The following is a 17,881-nucleotide window of genomic DNA, read 5'->3' on the forward strand; positions in this document are numbered from 1 at the left end:
CATCGATATGAACATCCAGGGACTCCCGTGATGAATGCAATACCCGCCGGCAGCGACACACAGCAATTGATCGCCCGTCAGGACTGGACCGCCAGCCCCTTGGGCGCCGTCGATACCTGGCCACAGAGCCTGCGCACCGCCGTGGACATCATGCTCCACTCGCCCATGCCGATGGCCGTGCTGTGGGGGCCGCAGCTGACCCATCTGTACAACGACGCCTATGCCCGGCTGGTCGGCGACAAGCACCCCAGGGCCTTCGGCCAGCCCACCCACACGGCCTGGCCTGAACTTCGGGGCGAGACCGAGGGGATTTATCACAGCGTGTTGCAAGGGCGCATGTACGCCTGCCGCGACAAACGGTGGCGCATGCCCTTCAGTGGCCGCCTCTGTGACGTGTGGCTCGACCTGACCTACAGCCCGATACACGACGAAAGCGCCAGTGTCGCCGGCATCCTGGTGACGGCCATCGAGACCAGCGAAAGACGCCGGCTGGCCCAGGAATTCGAGCGGCGTTCCGAGGCCAGCCTCAAGGCCCAGCAGGAAAGCGAGGAGCGCTTGCAACTGGCGCTGGCGGCCACCGATGCGCTGGGGACCTGGGACTGGGACATCAGCGAAGACCGCTTCATCGCCGATGCGCATTTCGCCCTGCTGCATGGCGTCGATCCGAGCCTGTCGCGGCAGCTGCCGATCAGTGCGTATCTGGAAGGCGTGCACCCCGAAGACCGGGCGATGGTCGCGCGCAGCATCAAGCATTGCATCACCCACGGCACCGAATATGCCGAGGAGTACCGGCTGCTGCAGCCCGACGGTGAACTGCGCTGGGTGTTCGTGCGCGGGCGCTGCTACAAGGATCGCCACGGCCGGCCCAAGCGCTTCCTTGGCGCGGCGCTGGACCTGACCGAGCGCAAGCGCACCGAGCACGCCCTGCGCCAGAGCCAGACCGAGCTGCAACTGATCATCAACGCCATGCCGGTGCTGATCAGCTATGTCGATCGCGAAGAGCGTTTCCGCCTGAACAACAGCGCCTACCTGAACTGGTACGGGCTGACCCCGCAGGAGCTGTACGGCAAGACCATTCGCGAGGTCATCGGCGACGAAGCGTACGCGGCGCGCGCCGAACAGATCGCCGGCGCCCTGGCGGGCAAGCCGTGCAGTTTCACCGTGCAGTCAGCCCATCGCGATGGCCGGCCACGGCATGCATTGATCAACTACCTGCCGCGCCATGGCAGTGACGGCGCGGTGAACGGCTTCTACATCTTCGTGATCGACGAAACCGAGCGCAAGAAAACCGAAGAAGCGCTGCGTAATCTCAACGAAACGCTGGAGGAACGGGTAATCGCCCGCACCCAGCAACTGGCCGAGGCCAACCATCGCCTGCAAAGCGAGATGTTCGAGCGCGAACGCGCCGAAGAAGCGCTGCGCCATGCGCAGAAAATGGAAGCGGTGGGCCAGCTCACCGGCGGCATTGCCCATGACTTCAACAATATGCTCACCGGTATTCTCGGCAGCCTGGACCTGATGCAGCGCTACATCGCCTCGGGCCGCGCCGCCGAGATAGGGCGGTTTACCGAAGCGGCCATCTCCTCGGCCAACCGTGCCGCGGCCCTGACCCATCGCCTGCTGGCCTTTTCCCGGCGCCAGTCGCTGGACCGCAAACCCTTGGACGCCAATGGCCTGGTGCGCTCACTCGAAGACCTGTTGAGCCGTACCACCGGCGATCACATCGTGCTGCGGCTTGAACTGGCCGACGAGCTGTGGCCGGTCAGTACCGATGCCAGCCAACTGGAAAACGCCCTGCTCAACCTGGTGATCAACGCCAGGGACGCGATGCCCGACGGCGGCGAGTTGACCATCGAAACCGCCAACGTCTACCTCGACGGCAGCGACATCAGCACGCTGGAACCGGTCAAGGCCGGGGATTACGTGATGATCGCCGTGCGCGACAACGGCAGCGGCATGACTCCCGCCGTGCTGGCCAAGGCCTTCGATCCGTTCTTCACCACCAAACCCATCGGCCAGGGCACCGGCCTCGGTCTTTCGATGATCTACGGCTTTGCCCAGCAGTCCGGCGGACACCTGAGCCTGGACAGCGTGCCAGGCCAGGGCACGCGGGTGCAGCTGTACTTGCCGCGGCTGCGCGTCGCCGCGACCGAACAACCCGCAGCGCCGGCGGCCACCGAGGCTCCGCCGGCCATTGCCGGGGAAACCGTGTTGCTGGTCGAAGACGAACCGGCGGTGCGCATGCTCGTGCTCGACCTGCTGGCCACCTTGGGCTACACCGCCCTCGAAGCCGAGGACGGCCGGCAGGCTCTGCTGTTGCTGGAGTCCGGGCAGCGCATCGACCTGCTGGTGACCGATGTCGGCCTGCCGGGCATGAATGGCCGGCAGCTGGCTGAAATCGCCCGTCAGCACCGGCCTGATTTGAAAGTCCTGTTCATGACCGGATATGCGCAGAAAGCCACCGAGCGCCAGGGGTTCCTCGAGCAAGGCATGGACATGGTTGCCAAGCCGTTCACCCTCGATCTTTTGGCCAACAAGATTCGGACGATGATCAACCATGGCAGCTGACTTGAGGCATAATCGCCGCCCTTTTGCACCGCTCAGGTCACCGCTGCAATGAAAGCCCAAGCCCGCCATATCCTGGTGAAAACCGCCGAAGAAGCCGAACAGCTCAAGCAACGCATCGCCAAGGGCGAAGCGTTTGACGTGTTGGCAAAAAAGTACTCCACCTGCCCCTCCGGCAAGCGCGGCGGGGACTTGGGTGAGGTACGCCCTGGGCAGATGGTCGGCGCGATCGATGCGGTGATTTTCAAGAAACCGCTGCGGGTGGTGCACGGACCGATCAAGAGCAAGTTCGGCTATCACCTGGTGCAGGTGTTTTACCGCGACTGAAGCGATACCCCTGTGGGAGCGAGCCTGCTCGCGAAGGCGGCGTACCAGTCAACATTGATGCAGACTGACCCGACGCCTTCGCGAGCAGGCTCGCTCCCACAGGTTCTGTACCGCCATCTCATCTCGGTATCAACGCCCCCGGCACCTGAATCACCCGGCTTGCCAGCAAATGCCCGGCCTCGGCGGCTTCCGCCGGGCTGCCGCCGAGCAAGCGGCTCGCCAGGTAGGCGGCGCTGAACGAGTCTCCCGCCGCCGTCGTGTCCACCACCCGCTCGACCCGCAGGGCAGGCACCTCATAAGACCGGCCGTCGCAACGAATCAGGCAAGCCTCGGCGCCGCGCTTGAGCACCACTTCAGGCGTTCCCAATTGTGCATAGGCAGCGAACACCGCCTCGCTGTCGGCATGGCCGAACAGTGCCTGTTCGTCGTCCACGGTCAACAACGCCAGCTCGACGTAGGGCAGCACGCTGCGATAAGCCGCACGGGCCGCCTCGACCGAGGCCCAGAGCCTTGGCCGATAGTTGTTGTCGAACACCACCTGGGCCCCGCGCCGACGCGCCTCGACCAGCGTGTCGATGAGTTTGCGCCGGCCCTGCTCGCCAATCACCGCCAGGGTCACGCCGCTGAAATACAGCACATCGTAGTCGGCCAACGCTGCGAGAATCGGCGCGGCGGCTGGCGAGGTGAAGCAATCACGCACCGCCGCCTCGTTGCGCCAGTACAGGAAGCGGCGCTCGCCCGTCGCGTCGGTCTGGATGCAATACAGGCCCGGCAGGCGCCCGGGCAAGCGCTGGACCATGCCCAAACCAATGTTTTCGGCGGCCCAGCCCTGGCACATGGCATCGCTGAAACTGTCGTCGCCCAGCGCGGTGACGTAATCCACAGCGCCGTTGTCGCCCAAGGCCCGGGCCAGGTAGACCGCGGCGTTCAGCGTATCGCCGCCGAAGCTTTGCTGCAGGCTGCCGTCGGCGCGGTGTTGCAATTCGATCATGCATTCGCCGATGAGGGCGATGCGGGGTCTGGTGTCGCTCATGAGTTATCCTGATATTTCAGCGGTGTGTTGCGGGCCGCTTTCGCGAGCAGGCTCGCTCCCACAGGTGATCACTGGGTCACCCGCGATCCAATTGTGGGAGCGAGCCTGCTCGCGAAGGCCGCGACTCGGTCTCAACTCTTAAAAACAAGTCTCCATGCTCTCGACCACCCGCAACCCCTCATCCACCAGACACCCCACCCGCCACTTGTCGAACGTCAGGCACGGATGGGACGTGCCGAACGCAATGATGTCGCCCACCCGCAATTCAACGCCCGGCGCCACGCTCATGAACGCATGCTGGTCCATCACCGCGGTCACCTTGCAGCCGCTGACGTCGTCCCCAGCCGCCGAGTCCGAACCCGGCGAGTAGCGCTTGAGCGGCACCGGCAACCCGGCGTCGTAGGCCACGTCGCGCTTGCCCAGGGCAATCACCGCAAAGCCCGGCTCCGGCAGCGATTGCACGTGGGCCCAGACTTCCAGCGCTGGACGCAAGCCTTCGTGCAGGTCACTGCGGCGCTCCAGCACACAGCATTGCGCCTCCTTGTAGATGCCATGGTCGTGGGCCACATAACTGCCAGGCCGCAACACGCTGAGGAAGCGCCCGTGGGCATTGCGCGCCTCGAAAGATTCGGCGATCAGGTCGTACCAGGCCGAACCCGAGGCGGTGATGATGGGTTTGTCGTTGGCAAACGCGCCGCTGTCCTGCAACTGCATCGCCAGCCCTACGAGGGATGCGGCGAACGCCCGGATGCCGCTGATGGCGTGATCGCCGTGGATCACCCCTTCGTAACCTTCGATACCGGTCAAGGCCAACGCCGGTTGCGCACCGATGGCCTCGGCCAGCGCAAGTACCTCGGCTTCGGTCCGGCAACCACAACGACCGCCGACCACGCCGTACTCGATCATCACGTTCAACCGTGCGCCGCGCGAAGCGAAATAAGCCCCCAACTCGGCGACGTTGTCCGGATGATCCACCAGGCAATGGAATTCGAACGCCGGGTCGGCCAGCAGATCGGCGATCAGCGCCATGTTCGGCCGGCCTACCAATTGATTGGCCATCAGCACCCGGCGCACGCCATGGGCGTAGGCGGCGCGGGTCTGCACTGCGGTGGCCAGGGTCAGGCCCCAGGCACCGGCCTCAAGCTGGCGACGAAACAGCGTCGGAGTCATGCTGGTCTTGCCGTGGGGCGCCAGCTCGGCGCCGCTGTCGCTGACGAACTTCTGCATCCAGCGAATGTTGTGCTCCAGCGCCTCGCGATGCAGTACCAGGGCCGGCAGGCTGACATCGCGCAGCAGATGGGCGCCCGGGGAAGCGGCGCCCTTTTCGACACCGGCGTTAACAATGGCAGAAGACATGTTCGAACTCCTCATACAGCCGCGGCTGTCTATTCGTTGATGCGACGGGCCAGGTTGTTGGCGCTCTCGATCAGCACCCGGCGGTAGTCGGCATAATTGTTCTTGGCGTCAGCCCTCGGGGCGACGATGCACAGCGTCGCGATGGCCACGCCACTGGGGTCTTTGACCGGCGCGGCGAAGCAATGCGTGAAGGTGTCGGCCACACTGTCGAAGGAGAAAAATCCATCGACACCGGCCTGGCGGATTTCCTTGAGAAACTGCTCCAGGGGCAAACGCTCGCCGCCCGGCAGGATGAAGTCGTCGGGGTCGATCAGGTCGACGATCTGCTGGTCGCTCAGATGCGCCAGCAGCAGGCGCCCGGACGCGGTCCAGGGGATCGGCGCGTTCTCACCGATGTCTGAGGAAATGCGAAAGTGCCGCTCGCCTTCCTTCATCAGCGCGACGGTGTATTTGCGCCCGTTGAGCAGGCACATCTGCGCGGTTTCGCGGGTCTGGCGGACGATCTCCTGCAAGGCCTGGTCGGCCTCGCGGCTGAGGTCGAAATGCCGCAGGTGCGCCTGCCCGAGAAAATACAACTGCCGCCCCAGGTAGACGTGACCATCATTGCCGACCGGCTCGAGAATGCGCCGTTCAAGCAGCGACGCCACCAGTTCGTAGACCGTGGACTTGGGGCTGCCGATGCCGCTGGCAATATCGTTCGGGCGCAGCGGCTGGCCGATTTCCTTGAGAAAATCGAGGATATCGAACGCCCGATCCAATCCCCGGGCCCGGCGTTTGATGGTGTCTTCGGTCATGTCTGCGGTTCCTGAGATCTCAATTTTCATCGGGCAAAAAAACCTTGTGGCGAGGGAGCTTGCTCCCGCTCGGCTGCGCAGCAGTCGTAAAAAATGGGCCTGCTGTGCAGGCCAGCGGGAGCAAGCTCCCTCGCCACGGAAAGTGGCCTCGCCAGAATATCGTGTTCAGGCCTTTTTCTTATAGGCGACGCAATCGATCTCGACCTTGCAGTCAACCATCATGCTCGCCTGCACACAGGCCCGGGCCGGGGCGTGTTCGGGGCTGAAATATTCGCCGAAGACCTTGTTGAAACTCCAGAAATCGCGCGGGTCATCCAGCCAGACGCCGCAACGCACAACATCTTCCAGGCCATAGCCGGCCTCTTCGAGAATGGCGATCAGGTTCTTCATGGTCTGGTGCGTCTGCTCGACGATGCCGCCAGCGACGATCTCGCCATTCACCGCGGGCACCTGGCCGGACACGTGCAACCAGCCATCGGCCTCCACGGCGCGAGCGAAGGGCCGCGGCTGTCCGCCGCCCGCGGTGCTGCCGGTGCCATAGCGCGTAATGCTCATGAGTTACTCCTTATTGGATGGATTTAAAAACGGGTGTTCTTGAGAAATTCCGCCAGGCGCGGCGATTGAGGGCGCTCGAACAATTCCTTCGGCGGCCCCTGCTCTTCGATGCGGCCCTGGTTCATGAAAACGATCTTGTCGGAGACCTCGAAGGCAAAGCGCATTTCGTGGGTCACCAGCAGCATGGTCATGCCGTCTTCGGCCAGGCCCTTGATCACGTTCAGCACCTCGCCGACCAGCTCCGGATCCAGGGCCGAGGTCACTTCGTCGAACAACATCAGGCTGGGGTTCATCGCGATCGCCCGGGCAATCGCCACGCGCTGCTGCTGGCCGCCGGACAACTGACCGGGAAAATGATCGCGCCGTTCCAGCAGGCCGACCCGCTGCAGCCATTTCTCGGCCAGGGCCACCGCTTCGTCCTTGGGCAGTTTTTTCACTTTGAGCAGGCCCAGGGTGACGTTCTGTAAAGCGCTCAGATGCGGGAACAGGTTGAATTGCTGGAAGGCCATCCCGGTCATGGCCCGGTGCCGGGCGATGACTTTTTCGGCGTGACGCACGCGCTTGCCGTCCACCTCGTCATAGCCGATGGACTCGCCGTCGAGCACGATCCGCCCGCCCTGGAATTCTTCGAGCATGTTGACGCAACGCAGCAGCGTGGTCTTGCCCGAGCCACTGGAGCCGATCAGCGTCACCACATTGCCGCGCTGCATGCTCAGGTCCACGCCCTTGAGCACTTCCAGCGGGCCGTATTGTTTGCGCAGGCCACGGATATCCAGCAGCGGTTGCGCGTTTGAAAGGGAAACGTCAGTCATGGCAAGGCCACCCGCTTTTCAATGTGCCGCCCGAGCAATTCGATGGCGTAGTTGATGATAAAAAAGAGAAAACCGGCGAACAGGTAGAACTCCAGGGTCATGAAGGTCCGGGCGATGATCTGCTGGGTGCTGAGCAGCAGTTCGGCGACACCGATCACCGACAGCAGCGTCGAGGCCTTGACGATCTCGGTGGAGGAGTTCACCCAGGTCGGCAGGATCTGCCGCAACGCCTGGGGCAACAGCACATAACCGAGCGACTGGAAGAATGTCAGGCCGATGGCCTGGCTCGCTTCCATCTGCCCGCGGGGCAGAGCCTGCAACGCACCGCGCACGATCTCGGCCACGTGGGAGCCGCAGAACAGCGTCAATCCGAGGACGCCAGCCTCGAACGCACCGATCTGCCAACCCAGGGCCGGGGCCATGTAGAAGCAGGCCAGTACCAGCACGAACACCGGCGTGCCGCGAATCAGGTCGACGTAGAAACGAAACGGCGCGCGCATCCAGACCCGGCCATAAGTCAGCGCCAACCCGGCGACGACGCCGATCAAGGTGCCCAACACAATCGCCAGGGCCGAACATTGCACGCTGGTCAGGAAACCGGCCCACAAAGTCTCACGGGCGACCCACAACTCCTGCAACCAACTAGGGGATTGGTACATGGAACGCTCCTAACGGCGGATCGCCAGGCGCTGCTCGAAGTAACGCAGCAACATGGCAATGAGGTAACAGGCCGCGACATACAGGGCCGTGGTGACCAGCCAGGTTTCAATCACCCGGTAGCTTTCCACGTTGATCTTGCGGGCATAGTAGGTCAGCTCCGGCACGGCAATCGCCGCCGCCAGCGAGGTGTCCTTGAACAGCGAAATAAAGTTGTTGGACAACGCCGGCAGCACGTTGCGCAGCATCACCGGCACGGTGACGTAGGCCTTTACCTGCCATTCGCCCAGGCCGATCGCCAGACCTGCCTCCCGCTGCCCTTTGTGAATACTCACCAGGCCGCCACGGAACACTTCGGTGAGGTAGGCCCCGGCGTACAGCGAAAGCGTGATGACGAACGACGGCAGCTTGTCCAGGCGAATACCCAGGCTCGGCAAGGCGAAGTAGATCAGCAGGATCAGCACCAGGATCGGTGTATTGCGGATCACCGTGACATACACCGAGGCCAACAACCGCAGTACGCGGTGCTTGCTCAACAGCGCGAACGCCAGCAGCAGGCCGATCACACAACCGATGGCGATCGACACCAGCGCGAGGGAAAGCCCCAGGCCAAGCCCCGCCAGCAGCGTGTCGAAATCGCGCCAGACGGCGGCAAAGTTCAACTGATAATTCATGGTCGGCAGTACCTTCGACGGGGCGCCCAACGCTGGCGCCCCGGGCTCACTGGGTCATTTGTATTCAACGGGGAAACCGATGGCCGGCGATGGCAGCTCGACGCCGAACCACTGCTTGAACGACGCAGCGTAGGTCGGGAATTCCACACCGGTCATGGCTTCATGCAGCGCAGTGTTGACGAAGTTCAACCAGTCCTGGTCGCCGCGCTTGACCGCGCAGGCATAGGTTTGCGGACTCCAGGCGTAGGCCGGGCTGCGATAGCGACCGGGGTTCTGCACCATCAGGTATTTGACCGAGGACTGGTCGGTGGCAGCGGCATCGGCACGGCCGGAGTTCACCGCCTGATACATCAGGTCGACGCTGTCGTACTGGTCGACCTTGGCCTGCGGCAGCGCCTGGTGCACCAGCTCTTCGGCGTAGACGTTCTGCAGCACCGCCACGGTGACGTCGTCGCCGGCAGCCTTGAGGTCTTCGATTTCCTTGAACTTGCTGTTGGCCGGCAGTAGCAGGCCTACCCCTTCGCGGTAGTACGGCAAGGTAAATGCCACCTGTTGGGCTCGGCTGGCGGTGACCGTAATGAACTGGCAGCTCATGTCGACCTTGTCGGTCAGCAGGTTGGGAATCCGTGCATCGGAAGACTGCACCACGAATTCGACTTTTTCCGGGTCATTGAACAAACCCTTGGCGACGATCCGCGCGATATCGATATCGAACCCCTGCAACTTGCCATCCGCTCCCTGGAAGTGCCACGGCGCATTGGTGCTGCCCGTACCTACGATCAATTTCCCGCGTTGCAGCACGCTGTCCAGCTTGCTGTCGGCCGCCTGAGCGACACCCATGGCAGCCGTCGTGGCCGCGAAGAGAAAAACACACGCTTTGAACAAGGAAGGTCGGCATTGCATGGCAAGCACTCCAGGATGAGTTTATTCCGCTATACCGGAACATGGTATGTAACAACGGAATAGACAGCAGAAAGTGTGCCACAGGCATGGCGCGCATGGGTGGGAAAAATGGAATGTGAGGAAAATCAGCGAGATGGAAAAACACAACGATCGAGGGTATCCCGGCGGCTCGCTGCGTAATTGCTACCGTTGGCCACGGATGCGGGTAGCGAGGCCCCAAATCGGTGCCGCTGCGGGTGGCTAGCCCTGTGGGAGCGAGCCTGCTCGCGATGGCGGTGTTTCAGCCGACAACGATGCCGACTGACATGACGCTTTCGCGAGCAGGCTCGCTCCCACTTGGATTTGCGGCGCCTTGGGAAGGAGTCGGTTTATTTACGCTTGTAACTCTTACTGCCTCCGGGCGTGAGGCAATAGACTCCGCCCCGGGGACCGACGCAATAATTGCCGCTGCCGCATTGGCAGCCGTCGGATGACTTGAGCAGCGATTGCGGGCGAGCCTCATTGCGAAGCCCCAGCACAGCGGAACAGGACCTTTTCGAAGCGCTGATGGAGCCGTCATTGCACAGGAACGTATCGCCGTCACACCCGGCAATGCCGCCCTTGCGTCCGGAACATGGCTGGTTGGCAGCGATAACCGAAGTGCCCAGCGCCAACAACAGGACCGCGACACCGGTGCGAAGCAGAAAGAACTTTCCGTGACAGCGCTTCATGACAGCTTCCAGGCTGATAAGTGGCTCTATGCTATCACTCAAGCAGCTAATGTGGCTAACGCCCGCAAAACCTCACCCTGGACAGCATCCGCAGATCCCCCTCGCGGTAATAGTCGTCGCTCCAGCTGTCATCCACCGCCAGCGGCTTGACCTGCTTGAGGGCGAGTTTTTTCGCGAAGTAGCGAAAGCGGTAATGCTCGTAGAAACGCAGCAGTTCGAGCCCGTAGCGGTCGGCCAGATCGGTGTCGCCCTGGATGATGAGGTAGTTCTCGTCGTTGCCGTTGCTCGCCGCGATGCTGAGATTATGGCTGCCGCTGATGATGGTCGGCGCATCGCTGGTGAAATCGGTGACCACCGCTTTGGTATGCACCAGCAGGTTGCCTTTCTGGCCTTTCATGTTTTCCCTGAGCCAACCTTCCAGGCCAGTATTGAGCAGCGCGGTGGCGGCGAATTCGGCGGTGCGGTCGGCGTGAAAACCGCTGATGCGGCTGGTGGTATTTTGCAGGCCGTAGCGCAGCACGTCGTCATTGGGCTGGCCGAGCAAGGCATCGAGGATGCGGTCGGGCAAGGCAAACGCCGTGACGAACAGCAGGTCCTTGCGCGCGCCGTCGATGATGTCGACGAAGCGATCCAGATCGCCCTGCCCGGTACGCGGCGAGAAACCGGCGAATAGCTTCTCGTCTGCATCCATGGGGTTGTTGCGGGTCAGCCATTGGCGCGTGGCATCGACATCCTCCGGTGTGGCCCAGATCTGCTCGAACACCTGAAGGTAACTGGCGCTGATGCGCGAGTCGTCCAGCACATGAATGACATTGGCCTGGCGGTAGATGCCATTGGCGGTGAAATTGGTGCTGCCGCACAGCACCGCCTCGGGTTTCAGCGACGCGTTGCCTTCGACTTTGCTCAGCACGATGAACTTGTCGTGGAAGATATTGTGGGTGACCCGCCCACGCTTGTTCGCCGCTGGCAGTTTTTCCAGGCTGGCTTCGTTGCGCAGCGTACCGTCATCCCCCGGTTCGGCGTGGTACAGCACCCTGACCCGTGCACCACGGGCATGGGCAGCGTTCACCGCATCGACGATCACCGGTAATTCGTACTCATAAATGGCGACGTCCAGCGCCCAGTTGGCATCGAGCGCCCGATCGATGAAGCCGGTCAAGCGTCCCAGCAAGCCGTTTTCCAGCCAGCGCCGCGGCGCGTCGGGCCAGTCGTCGATGGACAGGTTCTTGTTGGCATCAATGAGTGCGTCCAGTTCGGGAAACTTGCGCTGGAACGCCTGGCTGGCGGCCACCGCGCGATTGAAGATGACCCGCTGGTTGGCTGGCTGGCCGTCATCGCTGGTGACGCTCACTTCGAGGGATTCGCCCAGTTGCGGCGCATCGGCGTTGCCGTAGGCCAGGTGCACGCGGTAATGAATCGTCACGCCAGGGTTGACCGCGTAATCGGCCCAGCGAAATTTCTGCAAGGGCGCCTTGTCGCTGGGCGTGGCATGGAACTGGGGAAAGGTGTGCGCCTTGTCGGGGAACGTCAGGCTGTTGAACAGGAACAGCCAGGGCTTGGTGCCCTGCTGTTTCTCGATGGCAAAACCCAGCAGCCCCTTGCGCCGGGGCTCGGCCAGGTCCATGGCGAGCAACACGCCGTTGGTGCCGGCATAGGCCTTGACCCGGAAATCGTCCTTCGCGTTGGTGACGAGTACGCGCATGGTTCACTCCTGTGGAGACTGCCTGAGCATAGAGCAGTGATGCAGATTGAACATAGAGGTCCGGGACCGAGGCGATGCCTTCGCGAGCAGGCTCGCTCCCACAGGGGGCCGGGAAATGTGGGAGCGAGCCTGCTCGCGAAGGGGCCTGCCGTTACACCGCAAAGTTCAGTCAGTGCGCTTCATCGATATGCCGATACTCAGCCCCCAACTGCTCCGCCAGCTGCCGCGCCCGGCCCAGGCGAATCGGGCCGCGCTCGATGTCGATCAGCAGGCACGGGCGTTCGAGAGGCGGCACGCCCAGCCCGTCCTTGACTCGTCCATCGGTCATCAGCAACACCCGCTGCTGCTCCGCCGGATAGCGTTTGCGCCGAACCATGAGCCAGCGCTGCGCCTCGTCCAGCGCCGCCAGCAACGGCGTGCCGCCGCCGGCGCCCAGCGCGTCGAGCCAAGCGCCCAGGCCAGTAGAGGCCTTGAGCCCCTGCACTTGCCACCTCGGCGCGGCGCCGCTGGCGGTTAACAGCGCCAACCGCGCACGTTGTCGGTAGGCGTCATCGAACAGTTGGGCCAGCAGGCCCTTGCCGTCACTCAGGGCGCGATGGCGACGGGTCGAGGCCGACGCATCGACGATCACCAGCCACAGCTCATGGGCTGAACGCTGCCGCCATTTGAAACGCAAATCCGCCAGCAGGCGTGGACGTCCCTTGAGCAACGTGCCCGGCCAATCCACTGCGCCGCTGGCGGCCGCTTTGCCGTGGCCTTGGCGGCCCTGGTCGAGCCGTCCCGGACGGGGTCTGGCATTCGCCCCCGCGGGCGACCGGGGGCGAATGCCTAGGGCTTTTTTGGCCAGCTCGGCACGTCACGCCGGGCACCGCTCGGCAGCGCCCGGGCCGGCAGGTCACCCCATTGGCCCTGGCCTTCGCCGGACTCGCTCGCTTCATTCGGGCGCGGCGGCGGTGCCTGGGACGGCGCGGGCGCCTGGGTCGCAGGGTCGCGGCGCCGATGGCGCAAGGCAAACTCGGCGACGGCGTCGATGTCTTCGGCGGCGATGGCGTCCGCGCCACGCCAGGCAGCATGAGCGCGGGCGGCCCGCAACCAGACGAGGTCGGCGCGCAAGCCATCGACCCCAGCGGCGAAGCAACGCTCGGTAATCTGCTCCAGCGCCGTGTCATCCAATGGGATCCCGGCCAACCGCGCGCGCGCCTGGTGGCAGCGTTCACGCAACTGTCGTTGAGCGGTTTCCCACTCGGCGCAGAACGCCGCCGGATCGCTGTCGAAATCCAGCCGCCGGCGAATGATCTGCCCGCGCTCGGCAGGCGCTGTATGACCATCAAGCGCCACGTTCAGGCCGAAACGATCGAGCAATTGCGGACGCAGTTCGCCCTCTTCCGGGTTCATGGTGCCGATCAGCACGAAACGCGCCGGATGCCGGTGGGAAATGCCGTCGCGCTCGATCAGGTTGGTGCCGCTGGCGGCGACGTCCAACAGCAGGTCCACCAGGTGATCCGGCAACAGGTTCACCTCATCGACATACAGCACGCCACCGTCCGCCTTGGCCAGCACGCCGGGGGAAAATTGCGCGCGCCCTTCCCCAAGTGCGGCATTCAGGTCGAGAGTGCCCACCAGCCGCTCTTCGGTGGCGCCCAGTGGGAGGGTCACGAACTGACCGCTTGCCAGCAGATCCGCCAGGCCCCGGGCCAGCGTGGACTTGGCCATCCCCCGTGGACCTTCGATCAGCACACCGCCGATCTTCGGATCGATCGCCGCCAGGCACAGGGCCAGTTTCAGCGCATCGGCGCCGACCACGGCGGAGAGGGGAAAATGGGCGGTGTCGGTCATATTGAATGTCTCATGAATGTAAGAACGTCCCCCGTGGCGAGGGAGCTTGCTCCCGCTGGGCTGCGCAGCGGCCCAGACAACCTGAGGTCTCGGCGTTTACCTGAATGACGGATGACGGCTGCTGCGCAGCCGAGCGGGAGCAAGCTCCCTCGCCACAAAAGCCCGCCAGTCATCGGCAAATCAGCCATCTTCTTCGATATCCAGCAACAGATTCTCCAGCGCCTCGCGATAGTCGCCCGGTTCCTGCCACATCCCCCGCTGCTGGGCTTCGAGCATTCGCTCGGTCATGTCCCGCAGGGCGTCGGGGTTGTGCTGGCGGACGAAGTCCCGGGTATCCGGATCGAGCAGGTAGGCATCGGCCAGCAAGGCGTACTGGTGATCATCGATCAACTGCGTGGTAGCGTCGAAGGCAAACAGATTGTCCACCGTCGCCGCCAGTTCGAACGCGCCCTTGTAACCATGGCGCTTGACGCCGTCGATCCACTTCGGATTGGCCGCGCGGGACCGGATGACCCGGTTGAGCTCTTCCTTCAGGGTGCGGATTTTCGGCAAGTCCGGCTGGCTGTGATCGCCGTGGTAACTGGCCGCGGCTTCGCCACTCAGGGTTTCGACGGCGGCGAGCATGCCGCCCTGGAACTGGTAGTAATCATTGGAATCGAGCAGGTCGTGCTCGCGGTTGTCCTGGTTCTGCAACACCGCTTGCACCTGACTCAGGCGCCGGCTGAACTGAGCCCGCGCGGCGGTGCCTTCATCACTGGCGCCGTAGGCGTAGCCGCCCCAGTTGAGGTACACCTCGGCCAGGTCCTCGCGGCTCTGCCAGAGGCGTCCGTCAACCGCGCCCTGCACGCCCGCACCATAGGCGCCGGGCTTGGCGCCGAAGATCCGCCAGCCGGCCTGGCGCGTCGCGTCTTCCAAGGGCAGTCCGGTTTGCCGCAAGGCTTCGCGTTCGCTGCGGACTTTCGCCGCCAGCGGGTTCATGTCGTCCGGCTCATCGAGGGCCGCAACGGCCTGCACCGCCGCATCGAACAGGCGGATCAGGTTGGCGAAGGCGTCCCGGAAGAACCCCGAGACGCGCAGCGTCACATCGACCCGGGGCCGGTCCAGCAGGCTCAACGGCAGGATTTCGAAATCGTCGACGCGCTGGCTGCCCGTGGCCCACACCGGGCGCACGCCCATCAGCGCCATGGCCTGGGCAATGTCATCGCCACCGGTGCGCATGGTCGCGGTGCCCCACACCGACAGACCGAGCTGGCGCAGGTGATCGCCATGGTCTTGCAAGTGCCGTTCGAGGATCAGGTTGGCCGATTGGAAGCCGATGCGCCACGCCGTGGTGGTGGGCAGGTTGCGCACGTCGACGGAGAAAAAATTGCGTCCGGTGGGCAGCACATCCAGGCGTCCACGACTCGGCGCACCGCTGGGGCCGGCCGGCACGAAGCGCCCACCCAGCGCATCAAGCAAGCCGCGCATTTCCGCCGGACCACAGGCGTCCAGGCGCGGCGCGACGACGCAGCGCAGGTGTTCGATGATGCAGCCCACCGCGTCCCAGCCCGGCGCGTCGAGCTGCTTGACCGGACCTTCCAGGGCCTGTTCGATCAACCGCGCGGCGAACAGCTCCAGGCGCTCGCGGGTGTCGCCGACGCTGCGCCAAGGCTCGGCGCTGACCTCGCCCAGGGCCTCGGGTCGCGTCCCGGTCCAAGGCTCGGCCAAGGCGCAATCGAGCGGATCGAACCCCAGCCCGAACGCCTTCGCCAAGGCCCGCAACAGGCTCGACTGCGCACCCTTGCCATCGCCACGGGGAATACGCAGCAACGCCAGCAAGGTGTCGATACGCAACCGTCCGCCAGGCGACTCGCCGAAGATATGCAAGCCGTCGCGAATCTGCGATTCCTTCAGGTCGCACAGGTAGGTGTCCAGGCGTGGCAGCCAGATTGCCGCGTCGGCGTCGCTGTCGAGAGCGGCGTCGAGTTGCAGTTCGCGGTCGATGTGGGTCTCGCGCACCAGGTTGAGAATATCCCGTTGCAGCTCCCGGGCGCGGCGCGGATCGAGCAGTTGCGCCTCGTAGTATTCGTCCGCGAGCAGTTCGAGGTTGCGCAGCGGCCCGTAGGTTTCGGCCCGGGTCAGCGGCGGCATCAAGTGATCGATGATCACCGCCTGGGTGCGTCGCTTGGCCTGGGCGCCCTCGCCCGGGTCATTGACGATGAACGGGTAGATGTTCGGCAGCGGTCCGAGCAGCGCGTCCGGCCAGCAATTTTCCGAGAGCCCGACGCCCTTGCCTGGCAGCCATTCGAGATTGCCGTGCTTACCGACGTGAATCACTGCATGGGCGCCGTAGGTGTGGCGCAACCAGAAGTAGAACGCCAGGTAACCGTGGGGCGGCACCAGGTCCGGGTCGTGGTACACCGCGCTCGGGTCGACTTGATAACCGCGCGCCGGCTGGATGCCGATAAACGTCAGGCCAAGGCGCAAGCCGGCGATCATCAATCGGCCGTCGCGGAACATCGGGTCCTGCTCGGGCGCGCCCCAACGGGCCAATACCGCGTCGCGGTTGGCCTCGGGTAGCGCGTCGAACATGGCTTGATAGGCGTCCAAGGCCAGGCTTTGATGACACGGGCGCAAATCCAGGCTGTCGAGATCGTTGCTGACGCCGCCGAGCAATTGCTGGATCAACGCGGTGCCGCTGGCCGGCAGCTCGGCCGACAGCGGATAGCCCTCGGCCTGCAGGGCGCGGAGGATATTCAGCGCCGCCGCCGGCGTGTCCAGGCCGACACCGTTGCCGATGCGCCCATCGCGAGTCGGGTAATTGGCGAGGATCAGCGCCACGCGCTTTTCGCGGTTGGGCAGACGCGCCAGCGCCGTCCAGCGCCGGGCCAGCTCGGCAACGAAATCCATACGCTCCGGCACCGCCCGGTAGCAGACCACATCGCTCTGGCTGCGCTCGCTGCGCCAGGCCAGGTCCTTGAAACTGATGGGCCGGCTGATGATCCGTCCATCCAGTTCCGGCAGGGCGATGTGCATCGCCAGGTCGCGTGGCCCCAGGCCTTGTTCGCTGGCGCGCCAGCCGGGCTCATTGTCCTGCGCGCAGATCGCCTGGATCACCGGTATGTCGCGGCGAAACGGCCGCAGATGCGGTGCTTCAGGGCTGGATTGGGCGAAGCCGGTGGTGTTTAGAATCACCCCCGCCCCTGCCTCGTCCAGCCAACCTTCCACCTGTGCCAGGCAACCGGGTTCCTTGAGACTCGCCACGGCAATCGGCAGCGGATTGAGCCCCGCCGCTTGCAGGCGCTGGCAGAATACGTCGATGAAAGCAGTGTTCGCCGCTTGCAGGTGTGAGCGATAGAACAACACCGCCGCCACCGGCTCGTCGGCGCGCCAGTCGGCTTGCCAATGATCGAGCGTCGCGTGGGTTTGTTCGGGGTGGTAGATCGCTGTGCGCGGCAAGGGCTGCGGTTCGGCCCACGGATAATCGCGCCCAAACCATTGGCTGCCGAGGTGATGGAACAGGTTCAGGGCATTGGCCAATCCGCCTTGGCGCAAGAACTGCCAGAGCCGGTCGCGATCCTCCAACGCTACGTTGCTCAGGTCGCTGAGCTCCGGGTCGGGGCGATCATCCCCCGGCACCAGGATCAGCTTCACGCCGCGCGCGGCCAGTTCCATCAGGCGCTCGATGCCGTAGCGCCAATAGCCGATGCCACCGTGCAGCGATAAAAGGATGACCTTGGCGTGGCGCAGTACGTCGTCGACATACAGGTCCACCGACGCGTGGTTCTGCACCTGCATCGGGTTGGCGAGGCGAAACTGCGGGTAGTCGTCCGGCAATTGCCGCGCCGCTTCGGCCAGCAGCGCCAGGCTGGAATCGCCGCTGCACAGGATCACCAGCTCGGCGGGGGTTTGTCCGAGGTCGGCGATGTTGTCATCCGACACAAAACCGCCGGGCTGGGTCCTGAGCAGGTGCATGGC

Annotated in this window: 15 protein-coding genes; 2 read left to right on the forward strand and 13 right to left on the reverse strand. The window is 64.1% G+C overall.

Annotation, left to right across the window (positions count from 1 at the left end; genetic code table 11):
* Positions 1–30: 30 nt before the first annotated feature.
* Both J3P94_RS16795 and J3P94_RS16800 read left to right on the forward strand, forming a co-directional pair.
* On the forward strand, positions 31–2,568 hold the full coding sequence (locus J3P94_RS16795; RefSeq protein ID WP_434568881.1) for a PAS domain S-box protein: 2,538 nt from the start codon (positions 31–33) through the stop codon (positions 2,566–2,568).
* A gap of 48 nt (positions 2,569–2,616) precedes the next feature.
* Entirely contained in the window at positions 2,617–2,892 is a 276-nt protein-coding gene (locus J3P94_RS16800; RefSeq protein ID WP_019690952.1) for a peptidylprolyl isomerase, read from the forward strand.
* Between the two features lie 118 nt (positions 2,893–3,010).
* Here J3P94_RS16800 and J3P94_RS16805 read toward each other — a convergent pair whose 3' ends face one another.
* The 13 genes from J3P94_RS16805 to cobN all read right to left on the reverse strand — a co-directional run bounded on the left by J3P94_RS16805 (position 3,011) and on the right by cobN (position 17,878).
* Entirely contained in the window at positions 3,011–3,925 is a 915-nt protein-coding gene (locus tag J3P94_RS16805) for a sugar kinase (RefSeq protein ID WP_434568882.1), read from the reverse strand.
* 138 nt (positions 3,926–4,063) lie between these two features.
* The gene (locus J3P94_RS16810) at positions 4,064–5,281 is read right to left on the reverse strand and encodes an amino acid deaminase (protein ID WP_434568883.1); all 1,218 of its coding nucleotides are present in this window, start codon (positions 5,279–5,281) and stop codon (positions 4,064–4,066) included.
* A 29-nt stretch (positions 5,282–5,310) separates the two neighbouring features.
* Positions 5,311–6,075 carry an IclR family transcriptional regulator gene (locus J3P94_RS16815; RefSeq protein WP_434568884.1) on the reverse strand — a complete coding sequence of 255 codons (765 nt, stop codon included), beginning with the start codon at positions 6,073–6,075 and terminating at the stop codon, positions 5,311–5,313.
* Positions 6,076–6,240: 165 nt separating this feature from the next.
* The gene (locus tag J3P94_RS16820) at positions 6,241–6,630 is read right to left on the reverse strand and encodes a RidA family protein (protein WP_434568885.1); all 390 of its coding nucleotides are present in this window, start codon (positions 6,628–6,630) and stop codon (positions 6,241–6,243) included.
* 23 nt (positions 6,631–6,653) lie between these two features.
* The gene (locus J3P94_RS16825; RefSeq protein WP_305495315.1) at positions 6,654–7,442 is read right to left on the reverse strand and encodes an amino acid ABC transporter ATP-binding protein; all 789 of its coding nucleotides are present in this window, start codon (positions 7,440–7,442) and stop codon (positions 6,654–6,656) included.
* Positions 7,439–8,101 (reverse strand): amino acid ABC transporter permease, encoded by a 663-nt coding sequence (locus tag J3P94_RS16830; RefSeq protein ID WP_434568886.1) that lies wholly within the window; start codon positions 8,099–8,101, stop codon positions 7,439–7,441. Before J3P94_RS16830 ends, J3P94_RS16825 begins: the two co-directional genes overlap by 4 nt.
* Before the next feature lie 9 nt (positions 8,102–8,110).
* Entirely contained in the window at positions 8,111–8,773 is a 663-nt protein-coding gene (locus J3P94_RS16835) for an amino acid ABC transporter permease (RefSeq protein WP_434568887.1), read from the reverse strand.
* A gap of 54 nt (positions 8,774–8,827) precedes the next feature.
* Complete coding sequence (locus J3P94_RS16840) at positions 8,828–9,676, reverse strand: transporter substrate-binding domain-containing protein (RefSeq protein WP_434568888.1); 849 nt, start codon at positions 9,674–9,676, stop codon at positions 8,828–8,830.
* A 368-nt stretch (positions 9,677–10,044) separates the two neighbouring features.
* Positions 10,045–10,386 carry a hypothetical protein gene (locus J3P94_RS16845; protein ID WP_434568889.1) on the reverse strand — a complete coding sequence of 114 codons (342 nt, stop codon included), beginning with the start codon at positions 10,384–10,386 and terminating at the stop codon, positions 10,045–10,047.
* A 55-nt stretch (positions 10,387–10,441) separates the two neighbouring features.
* Positions 10,442–12,088, reverse strand: coding sequence for a phospholipase D-like domain-containing protein (locus J3P94_RS16850; RefSeq protein ID WP_434568890.1), 1,647 nt, complete (start codon positions 12,086–12,088; stop codon positions 10,442–10,444).
* A 169-nt stretch (positions 12,089–12,257) separates the two neighbouring features.
* Positions 12,258–12,815, reverse strand: coding sequence for a vWA domain-containing protein (locus J3P94_RS16855; RefSeq protein WP_434568891.1), 558 nt, complete (start codon positions 12,813–12,815; stop codon positions 12,258–12,260).
* Between the two features lie 101 nt (positions 12,816–12,916).
* Positions 12,917–13,924 carry an ATP-binding protein gene (locus J3P94_RS16860; protein ID WP_434568892.1) on the reverse strand — a complete coding sequence of 336 codons (1,008 nt, stop codon included), beginning with the start codon at positions 13,922–13,924 and terminating at the stop codon, positions 12,917–12,919.
* A gap of 180 nt (positions 13,925–14,104) precedes the next feature.
* On the reverse strand, positions 14,105–17,878 hold the full coding sequence (cobN, locus tag J3P94_RS16865; RefSeq protein WP_434568893.1) for a cobaltochelatase subunit CobN: 3,774 nt from the start codon (positions 17,876–17,878) through the stop codon (positions 14,105–14,107).
* Positions 17,879–17,881 lie beyond the last annotated feature (3 nt).

This window comes from Pseudomonas sp. Z3-8, from assembly GCF_051131975.1.
GTDB lineage: Bacteria > Pseudomonadota > Gammaproteobacteria > Pseudomonadales > Pseudomonadaceae > Aquipseudomonas.